Here is an 8,330-nt window from a genome sequence, read left to right on the forward strand (position 1 = left end):
AATGGATGGCCGGGCACTTGGCCGTTTCATTTGGCCTGAACCTACCTGACTTCGCCATTGCAATAGCCCCATCAGCACTTGTTCGACTGCATCCGGAAGGGAAAGACTTGGGTACCAGCCCTGTCTTTGCTTCCAAAGCAATCGAGCAGCTGAGCTGGCTCAACTACGCATCCAAAGAGCTGATTCCACTGCAGGTTCGTAGGGACATCGCCGTATTCGACTGGTGGGTTCACAATGCTGACCGGACGCTCACGGGCAATGGTGGCAACCCCAACCTGCTGTTCGACACCAGCACATCCGAGCTGATCGTGATCGACCACAATCTTGCATTCGACCCTGATTTCAACGAGGAAGCCTTCCTCAGTACGCATGTGTTCAGTGATGAATGGCGCGGCCTTTGCCAAGATCTCATGGAAATGGCAAATTACCGGACTAGGCTCAACCAAGCACTTGCAGCCTGGGACCAAGCTTGGCAGCAGGTCCCCGACGAGTGGCTGTTCCATGATGATGAGCAGTCAATACCCGTCAACTTCGATGCAGTAGCCTGCAAGACATTGCTTGAGCGCTGCGATCATCAGGATTTCTGGAGGATGGCATGAAGACTAAGGTCGCTTGCCAATACGCGATTGTAAGGTTCACTCCTTACGCCGAAACTGGCGAATTCGCCAACGTGGGCGTTGTACTCGCGTGTCCGGAGATCAACTACCTGCAAGGCCAGCTCGCCCCGCTGAAAAGAACGCTGCGTATAACCAACTTCTTCCAGGGATTGGAGGCTCGCATATACCGGGAAGCAATGAAGTATGTGGCAACAGAAATAAATCGCGTCGAAAATGCAGTAAAGCGTGAGGAAATCCCGGCTCATTTTGCTTTCGATTCAATCACGCGCCCACGTGAAGCACTTGTCACCTTCAGCCATACGCGGGTGATCTTGTCTGAGTCCCCAGAAGTAACTCTGAAGCAGCTATATGACCGCTTCATTGAGCGCGACTTCGCGACCAAGGAGTATCACGAGCAAATCCTCACCAAGGGGGTTGGCAAGATCCTAAGCACTGCGAGGCTGAAGACCTACTTCGATGACAGGGCCGTTGGTGACGACACGTACAATGTGAAGTTCCCGTTTGTCTCCACGAACCCAGATGTTCCACAGGTCGTCATCAAGCCGCTCTTTTTAGGCCACGATGAGCCGAACAAGATTTTTGAGCATGGCGGCACATGGGTCCACAGAATTGCCAGGCTCAAAAAGCACGGCCTGATGCCGAGACATACTCTTTTTGCCATTGATGAACCTGATGCAACAGCGGGAACTGCTATAACGAAGCGCATCAAAGCAGCGCGTGAGATCAGAAACGAGCTTCAGGATTTAGATGTGCAGATCGTCATGTCTGACGACAAAAATGGGCTTTTAAGCTTTGCTGAACTTGCAAGACCGACGTACTGAAAGAAAACCCCGCTCCGGCGGGGTTTTTTCGTAGGGGAATTCCTACACCGGGCAACGGGATGCGCTGATGGTTCCGGGCCTGCCGCGGCGCGACGATACGGTCATTCCAATAGCCAGCGGTGCTCCGTGTCCTACCCTGCCCTGCGTGCCGATTTCGATGCCCTGGCCCTCGATATCTTCGAGAAAGGCCCATCCATACAGCGTGCCGAGCTGACGCCGCTTGTCCAGGAGCTATGCGGCCTTGCCCTGCAGACGCTCGCCGCCGCCGAAGGCTGCGAGGACCGCCAGCCGATCACACGCTCGATCTGCACCATCCTGCATCGGGCCTACAGCCTGTCCAGCGCTGCCGAGCAAGCCAGTCACCTGCGGCAGCGGTTGCCGCACAGCAAGATGCCGGAGCTGAGTGCCCGTTTCTGATCAGCCTTCCCCCACGCAGCAGACCAAACTCGCCTATCGGTGGGCCTATGCCATGTATCCATAAGGCATCTGACTACCGAGACAATCCCTTGATGATTTCCGCTTGGGAGCGCGTATCCATGATCCTATCGATGGGAGCACCGCACTCCCTAATGATCTCTGGGAGGGTGCAGATTGCAGCGACACCCTGCTTTTGCCCTGAGTAGTCGAAGTACGAAGTTCTTAGCCTATCGCCTGAAAATATTTGGCGTAGCGCGACCCGTGCGCCGTCTCTGAAGTTTGCAGACGATCTAGCGTCATAGGGAAGGGAGATAGCCTCATGGTCATCAACTCTCACTTGCAAGAACTGACGGTCAATGGGGGCGTTGCTCATCGCTACGAATGCAACGCCATCCTGGCTAGCAGACAGGCCAATCCTCGCGGATGCGGATGTGATGGTGCATATCTGCATATCGGTCATCTGATCGGTTCGTTTACTGACCGTCCAGTCACAGGCTAAAGCGCAGTTAGGCAAAAGCAATAGAGCTCCAACGACCGGTCCGCACAGTCTCTTGTCCACCTATCAACTCCAAGAAATGTTTAGCCGAAATACCGCGGCAGGCGCGATCACGCCCCTAGGATAGCTTCTCTCCCACCACCTCTCCGGCACTTGCGCAGTTGCATCGACGACACAACGTGCCCCCTTGCCGATGGGTTGTTGTTGCACCGCCCACGATAATGAATGAAATCGCTGCGGTTCAGGATAACTAAACGCTGATTGTAAACTCTATGTTGACCAGTACATCAACTTGATGTTTACTCCATCCATCGCCCCACGACACTCCCATCCGGGAAGGGGCATGGAGACAGCCAGATGGACGCCGTAGGCCAGCAGCAAGCCACGCCGAGCCAGGTGCAGACCCCGTCCTGCATCGTGCCGTGCCCCAACATGATCTATGCCCGCCCCCGCAACCGGGCTGAATTCGACGCCATCTCGCTGCCGGCCACTGTCCATGACTGGAAGGCTGACGCCACCAAGACGCTGATCGAGAGCGATGGACGCAAGTGGGAAAGCCGCTGCACGTCCAAGTGCCTCGACCATGATGGCGTCCTCGTGTTCTTCCAATGGGTCGATTACCGCCACGCTGAAGTCGACGCGCACACCGGCGGTGCCGCATGAGCGCCAAGCTCGAGCGCGAGCTGGCTCGCCGGACCCGCGAGGACGCCATCTTCACGACGGTGATCGCCGCCATGGCTTTCTGTGTCGGCGCCGGTGTCATGGCGCTGCTGCAGGCAGGGGGTGTCGTATGACCCGCGCCCTCGCCTTCGCTCTGGCCGCCCTGCTGACCGGCTGCGCCGCCACCGGAGAGCCCGAAGCCTCCGCGGTTGATTCGACCAGCACCGCCGGCGACGTAACCATCCCGACCAACCTGGTTATCAGCAGCCCGCGCATCTGCGCAGCGCTCGCCGTCTACCAGATGGCCAAGCACGACGACTGGGGCCTGCGCGCCACCATCGCCCACGCCACGCTGAACGCCTTCGAGGCCGGCGGCGTGCCGAACTGCACCACCGGCGTGGCCGTAGCGCTGACAAGCGACTTCTCCCCCCGTCGCTGGCAGGACGCACTCGACGCCGTCGACGCCGTCACCAGCGGCTCCTATTCCATTTCCCCCGACGCCTGCCTCCGGGCAACCGCGGTTGTCCCCCTGTCATCGGTGGTCAACGCCAAATCCCCTCCGGCAGTTTGGGGGCAGTGCGTCATGCATGACCTGGCATTCGTGGAGGTGCAGCTGTGATCCGCGACATAAGCCTGCAGAGCGTAGACGCGATGTTCGACGCCGAGTTCGGTGCGCAGGTGCTTCCCCCGATCGCACCTCCCACCGACCCACATGCGGCGGCGGCCAACCCTGAGCCGGCCCCACCCAATGCGGAGCCGCGGGGATGAATCCGCCGGCGGCGATCTACCTACTGGGCCACGGCCTGGACGCGATTGTCACCAAGTCCCCACGCGTCGCGACTGCGCAAGACCGCCTTGATCGCTACGAGCTAGCTCAAGGCTACGCGCCACCTTCCCGCCTCCCCCTGCGCGTCCATCTCGGTGCCCAGTACCGGGAGGCATGGCGAAAGGGTTGGTTCCCTCGCTTCAACCGCTACAGCAATCCGCCCTCCAAAGCCCGCCGGCCATGCGCTCCCACAACGCCCAACTCGACATCTTCGAAGACGACCCGATCCGGCTTGCGAAGCGTAATGCAGCCGCTTGCCGCGTCGCTGCAGAGGTTGCCCGGGTGGATCCGCATTGGACAGCGCGCGAGCAAGTTGCACGCCACCAGCACTACCTCGCCGAAGCAGAGCGATACGACCGAATAGCCAGCGCAAACGGACAGCGCGCGCAGACACCGGCCTCAGATTGAAGGAGCAAGCAATGACCAGTCAGACCCTCCCCGAGTGCACCTGCCCAAGCGGCAACGGATCACTCCGCTGGCCCTGCCCTGCCCACGGCAGCGCGGCCGCAGACCTGAGCCGGGCCGAAGCCCCGCCGGCCGTGGTCGTTCAAGCCAGCTCCTTCCGCGTGATGAACATGGCCCTGTGCATCTTCGACCAGAGCTGGTCGCTGGATAGCGACTACCTGCGCTGCCGGGCCTGCCGGAGCCGCCAGCTCACCAACTACGCGAATGAGCCGTTCGAGCACGCCCCCGGCTGCGAGTTGGCCGACGTTTTGCCGGCGCGCCCCTGGCTGGAGCTGCTGCGCATCCTGGCGCCAATGCTTGCCTGCCCCGTCGCCGCAGCGCCGGCTGATACCTGGTTCGCCGATCAGCTCACCGCGATGGGTGAAGTGATCCCGCTGGCCAGCGCCCCCGCAGCGCCGGGGATCGACCTTGAACAGTTCCGCGAACGCATCAAGGCTGCAATTGTGCGCATTACGACGGGACAGGCCCTGATGCGCGTACCTGCAGACCAGACCGACCCGGACATTGTCCTCGCAGATATTCTGTCCCTGATCGACACCAGCCCCAAGGGCAGCTGCGATGCGCGTGAGCACTTTCAGGACCGACTGGCCGAGATCGAAGGCCGTCCGCGCCCGGAGCCGGAAGTCGATGAGGTCGAGGAAGTGATTGCGTCCCTCGGCGACGACGCCGCTGCCATGCTCGACAAGAACCCGGAGGATGAGCGCGCATTGAACATGCAGCGGGCCGCCGACCTGCTGGCCGAGTTGCAGCCCACCAGCCACGGCGCGGGGGTGTCGGAATGAATGCCAACTTCGATACGGACGTTATGCGCACTCTTCACGCTCGCGGCCCGAACGGAATGATGACCTACGTAATAGCGAACTGTCTGTCAGCAGGCCGCAAGCGCGTCCCAACTTCAAAGGTTCGGAGTGCTTTGGAGCGTCTGGAGCGGGTCGGGGCGGTCAAACGCGTGCCATCGGTTTATGCGCGCCAGATTTGCTGGGCGGTGCGCCATGACTGACGACATGCAGCGGGCCAGGGAGTTGCTGGCGGCGGTGTTCAACGACGAAGGGAGAGAAGCTTTCGCTCTCGGAGGCGCCGATGCTCCCGTGGTCGTCACTGTGCAAGGCGCGCTTACCGCCATCACCGCCGCCCTGCGCGCCGCGCCGGAGGGGCTTGCTCTGGTGCCGGTGGATTTGCGCACAGGTGCAGGGTACGAAGTGTGGGAGGCCGGTATCCGAGTTCGCAATATGGGCGGAAGCGTCGAGGAAATGTGGGCGGCAATGCTCGCCGCCCGCCCGCAGGGGGTGAAGGATGGCCCGTGATATGCCCATCGGCCTATGCGCCGTCTGTGACAACAACTTGGACCTGAGCGACGCGGGAATCTGCAAGACCTGCGGGCAAGGCTTCTGCTGGAACAGCTGTGGAACCTGGCATGGCGGTCAGCACGCCTGCCACAACTGCGTGCCCGTTGACGACGGCTGCCCACACTGTGGCGACCCGGACTGCGACACCGATTGCGGGGAGCGTGCGGAGATCTTCCGGGAACACCGCCGCAATCAGCTACTCGACATCGAGCTGGACGACGATGAAGACAGCCCGCAGGAGGCGAGCGATGCGTGATCTATCGCTTCCGCAGCAGCTCAAGCTCGCCCAGCACTTCCCGCAGCCCAGCGTCCGACTCAATGCCGCGCTGGTACGGGCTGCCTTCGTAGTAGCCAGGCCTGAGCCAGCGTTCAGCGCGATTGCCAAGCACCGCATCGGCGGCGTCGTGCAGCACCTCATGCCGGGCGTTCCTCTGCAGCAGCTCCAGGCGGTCCGCATAGGCGTCGAGGAGCGTGCCCGCGCCCTTCAACTCGCCGCCCGGGCTGCGCGTAGCCATGCGTGCGGTGTGCAACTGCGCCGCCAGCGCCAGCAGCAGGTGCCCGGTGTCCGAGTGCGGGCTGTCCAGCAGCTTTGCGGCCCGGTTCTGCGCCGCGGTGTAGAGCTGCGCGCGCGTCTGGTGGGTGTAGGGATTGGTCGCCATGGCGCGGATCGTAGCGCTGGCATGTATCAGGAGGTGATTCATGGCTGACGGCTCCCTGCGCTTCAACTTCCCGCTGCCGCAGTTGTCCCGGCTGCGCCCGGGCGAGATCGTGGTGGACCTGTTCGCGGGCGGCGGCGGCGCCAGCGAAGGCCTGAAGCAGGCGCTGGGCATCGACCCCGCACTGGCCTACAACCACGACGAGCAAGCCATCGGCATGCACGCGGCGAACCACCCGCTCACGCAGCACCACCGCGAGGACATCTGGCACGCAGATCCGCGCATGGACGTAGCCGGCCGCAAAGTCGGCTGGTTCCACGCCTCGCCCGATTGCACGCACTTCAGCCAAGCCAAGGGCGGCCAGCCGCGCAGCCGCAAGACGCGGGCGCTGTCGTGGGTGGTGCTCAAGTGGGTGGGCCAGCTGCTGGAAGCCGACAAGCGCACCGGCGGCAACACCGTGCCGCGCATTATCAGCATGGAGAACGTGTGGCAGATCCTCACGTGGGGGCCGCTGGTGGCAAAGCGCTGCAAGGCCACCGGCCGGGTGCTGCGCATGGATGGCAGCGTGGCCGAGCCGGCCGAGCGCGTACCTGTGGAAAACCAGCAGCTCATCCCGGACAAGCGCCACAGCGGCCGCACCTGGCGGCAGTTCGTGCATGCGCTGGAATCGCTAGGCTATGCAGTGGAATGGCGAAAGCTGGTGGCCAGCGACTACGGCGCCGGCACCAGCCGCGAGCGCCTGTTCCTGCTCGCCAGACGCGATGGCCAGCCGATTCAGTGGCCCCGCCCGACACATGGCAAGGCGCACGGCCTGATGAAGCTGGTCACCGCCGCTGACAGCATCGACTTCAGCGACCTGGGCCGCTCCATCTTCGACCGGCCGCGCCCATTGGCCGACGCCACCATGCGCCGTATCGCCAAGGGCCTGAAGCGCCACGTCGTCGATGCCGCCGAACCGTTCTTCCTCACCGAGTTCGCCAACGCCGGCAACGGCGGCCGCACCTGGTCGGCGCAGGAGCCGCTGCGTACCCAGTGCGCTGGGGTGAAGGGCGGGCACTTTGCGGTGGTGGCGCCGGCGCTCGTCAAGTTCAAGGGCGACAGCATTGGCCAACCGGTCGATTCCCCCTTGCCGACGATCACCGCGGGGGGCGCCTGCAAACGACCCGCGGGCGCTGCTCATTCACTCGCATTGATGGCCGCCTTCCTCGAGCAGGCCAACGGTGGGTTCGCTGCCGACAACAGCGGCCACGACCTGCGCAAGCCCATCAGCACCATCACCGCCAGCGGAAGCCAGCAGCGCCTGGTGACCGCCGATGTGGCCGAGCTATCGCCCGAGCAAGAAGCCGGCGCACTGCGCGTGGCCGCTTTCCTCATCAACTACTACGGCAACGGCACCGCCCTGGACGTACGCGATCCGCTGGACACGATTACCACCCGCGATCGCATGGCACTGGTCACCGTGATGATCGGCGCCACGCCCTACGTGATCACCGACATCCGGCTGCGCATGCTCAAGCCCCGCGAGCTGTTCACCGCCCAAGGCTTCCCGCCGGACTACATCATCGACCGCACCGCCAACGGCAGCCCGCTGACCACCAGCGCCGCAGTGCGCATGGTCGGCAACAGCGTGAGCCCGGCACCGATAGCCGCGCTTGCCCGCGCAAATCTAGACCCCGTACTGCAGCACGAAAGGATGGCCGCATGAGTCAATCAACCCTCAATCAACCTCAGGTGTCGCCCCTCAGTCAACCGGAGGTCTTGCTGACCATCCAGGGCGTCAGCGCCCAAGCCGGCGTGCAATCCTCCTTCATTTACGAGCGTATGAAGGCAAAGCAATTCCCGAAGTCCATCCGAGTCGGCGGGCGCGCGCTGTGGTTGCAGTCGGAAGTCCAGGCCTGGATTCAAGACCAAGTGTCGAAAAACAGACAAATTCAGCCGGATGGGTAGCTGGGTGGGTAGGTAAAGGGCAGAAACGAAAAAAGCCCCTATTCCTAGGGGCTTTTTCCTTAATCTGGCGGAGAGGGGG

12 protein-coding genes are annotated in these 8,330 nt (G+C 62.5%); 11 read left to right on the forward strand and 1 reads right to left on the reverse strand.

Annotated features, from left to right (window positions below):
- The 9 genes from ARC78_RS14875 to ARC78_RS14915 form a co-directional block, all read left to right on the forward strand.
- A partial coding sequence (locus ARC78_RS14875; RefSeq protein ID WP_241772761.1) for a HipA family kinase occupies nt 1-599 on the forward strand: 599 nt, incomplete at its 5' end.
- Nucleotides 596-1,438: a DUF3037 domain-containing protein gene (locus ARC78_RS14880; protein ID WP_054658975.1), complete on the forward strand. Its 843-nt coding sequence runs from the start codon at nt 596-598 to the stop codon at nt 1,436-1,438. The genes ARC78_RS14875 and ARC78_RS14880, both read left to right, overlap by 4 nt.
- A 126-nt stretch (nt 1,439-1,564) precedes the next feature.
- Nucleotides 1,565-1,855, forward strand: a complete 291-nt coding sequence (locus tag ARC78_RS14885; protein ID WP_054658974.1) for a hypothetical protein — start codon at nt 1,565-1,567, stop codon at nt 1,853-1,855.
- A gap of 853 nt (nt 1,856-2,708) precedes the next feature.
- Nucleotides 2,709-3,014 (forward strand): hypothetical protein, encoded by a 306-nt coding sequence (locus ARC78_RS14895; protein WP_054658972.1) that lies wholly within the window; start codon nt 2,709-2,711, stop codon nt 3,012-3,014.
- Entirely contained in the window at nt 3,011-3,145 is a 135-nt protein-coding gene (locus ARC78_RS17070) for a hypothetical protein (RefSeq protein ID WP_256202335.1), read from the forward strand. Before ARC78_RS14895 ends, ARC78_RS17070 begins: the two co-directional genes overlap by 4 nt.
- The gene (locus ARC78_RS14900) at nt 3,142-3,630 is read left to right on the forward strand and encodes a hypothetical protein (protein ID WP_054658971.1); all 489 of its coding nucleotides are present in this window, start codon (nt 3,142-3,144) and stop codon (nt 3,628-3,630) included. Before ARC78_RS17070 ends, ARC78_RS14900 begins: the two co-directional genes overlap by 4 nt.
- 626 nt (nt 3,631-4,256) lie before the next feature.
- The gene (locus ARC78_RS14905; RefSeq protein ID WP_145974366.1) at nt 4,257-5,084 is read left to right on the forward strand and encodes a hypothetical protein; all 828 of its coding nucleotides are present in this window, start codon (nt 4,257-4,259) and stop codon (nt 5,082-5,084) included.
- Nucleotides 5,085-5,294: 210 nt separating this feature from the next.
- On the forward strand, nt 5,295-5,606 hold the full coding sequence (locus tag ARC78_RS14910) for a hypothetical protein (protein WP_145974367.1): 312 nt from the start codon (nt 5,295-5,297) through the stop codon (nt 5,604-5,606).
- A complete protein-coding gene (locus tag ARC78_RS14915) occupies nt 5,596-5,904 on the forward strand; it encodes a hypothetical protein (protein WP_158499994.1) in 309 nt (102 codons plus the stop codon). The genes ARC78_RS14910 and ARC78_RS14915 overlap by 11 nt, the downstream gene beginning before the upstream one ends.
- 1 nt (nt 5,905) lies before the next feature.
- Here the strand turns inward: ARC78_RS14915 and ARC78_RS14920 are convergent, their stop codons facing one another.
- Nucleotides 5,906-6,349, reverse strand: coding sequence for a hypothetical protein (locus ARC78_RS14920; protein WP_057506561.1), 444 nt, complete (start codon nt 6,347-6,349; stop codon nt 5,906-5,908).
- Here ARC78_RS14920 and ARC78_RS14925 point away from each other — a divergent pair.
- On the forward strand, nt 6,348-8,009 hold the full coding sequence (locus ARC78_RS14925; protein WP_057506562.1) for a DNA cytosine methyltransferase: 1,662 nt from the start codon (nt 6,348-6,350) through the stop codon (nt 8,007-8,009). The two genes, ARC78_RS14920 and ARC78_RS14925, sit on opposite strands and share 2 nt — an antisense overlap.
- Nucleotides 8,006-8,251 carry a helix-turn-helix transcriptional regulator gene (locus tag ARC78_RS14930; RefSeq protein ID WP_054661069.1) on the forward strand — a complete coding sequence of 82 codons (246 nt, stop codon included), beginning with the start codon at nt 8,006-8,008 and terminating at the stop codon, nt 8,249-8,251. The genes ARC78_RS14925 and ARC78_RS14930 overlap by 4 nt, the downstream gene beginning before the upstream one ends.
- Nucleotides 8,252-8,330 lie beyond the last annotated feature (79 nt).

This window comes from Stenotrophomonas pictorum JCM 9942 (assembly GCF_001431585.1).
Classification (GTDB): Bacteria; Pseudomonadota; Gammaproteobacteria; order Xanthomonadales; family Xanthomonadaceae; genus Stenotrophomonas; species Stenotrophomonas pictorum.

Excerpts from the sequence above, each read along its gene's own strand:
- ARC78_RS14920 (WP_057506561.1), bottom strand. The coding sequence starts at position 6,349 with ATGAATCACCTCCTGATACATGCCAGCGCTACGATCCGCGCCATGGCG.
- ARC78_RS14930 (WP_054661069.1), top strand. The coding sequence starts at position 8,006 with ATGAGTCAATCAACCCTCAATCAACCTCAGGTGTCGCCCCTCAGTCAA.
- ARC78_RS14880 (WP_054658975.1), top strand. The coding sequence starts at position 596 with ATGAAGACTAAGGTCGCTTGCCAATACGCGATTGTAAGGTTCACTCCT.
- ARC78_RS14900 (WP_054658971.1), top strand. The coding sequence starts at position 3,142 with ATGACCCGCGCCCTCGCCTTCGCTCTGGCCGCCCTGCTGACCGGCTGC.
- ARC78_RS14895 (WP_054658972.1), top strand. The coding sequence starts at position 2,709 with ATGGACGCCGTAGGCCAGCAGCAAGCCACGCCGAGCCAGGTGCAGACC.
- ARC78_RS14905 (WP_145974366.1), top strand. The coding sequence starts at position 4,257 with ATGACCAGTCAGACCCTCCCCGAGTGCACCTGCCCAAGCGGCAACGGA.
- ARC78_RS17070 (WP_256202335.1), top strand. The coding sequence starts at position 3,011 with ATGAGCGCCAAGCTCGAGCGCGAGCTGGCTCGCCGGACCCGCGAGGAC.
- ARC78_RS14915 (WP_158499994.1), top strand. The coding sequence starts at position 5,596 with ATGGCCCGTGATATGCCCATCGGCCTATGCGCCGTCTGTGACAACAAC.
- ARC78_RS14910 (WP_145974367.1), top strand. The coding sequence starts at position 5,295 with ATGACTGACGACATGCAGCGGGCCAGGGAGTTGCTGGCGGCGGTGTTC.
- ARC78_RS14925 (WP_057506562.1), top strand. The coding sequence starts at position 6,348 with ATGGCTGACGGCTCCCTGCGCTTCAACTTCCCGCTGCCGCAGTTGTCC.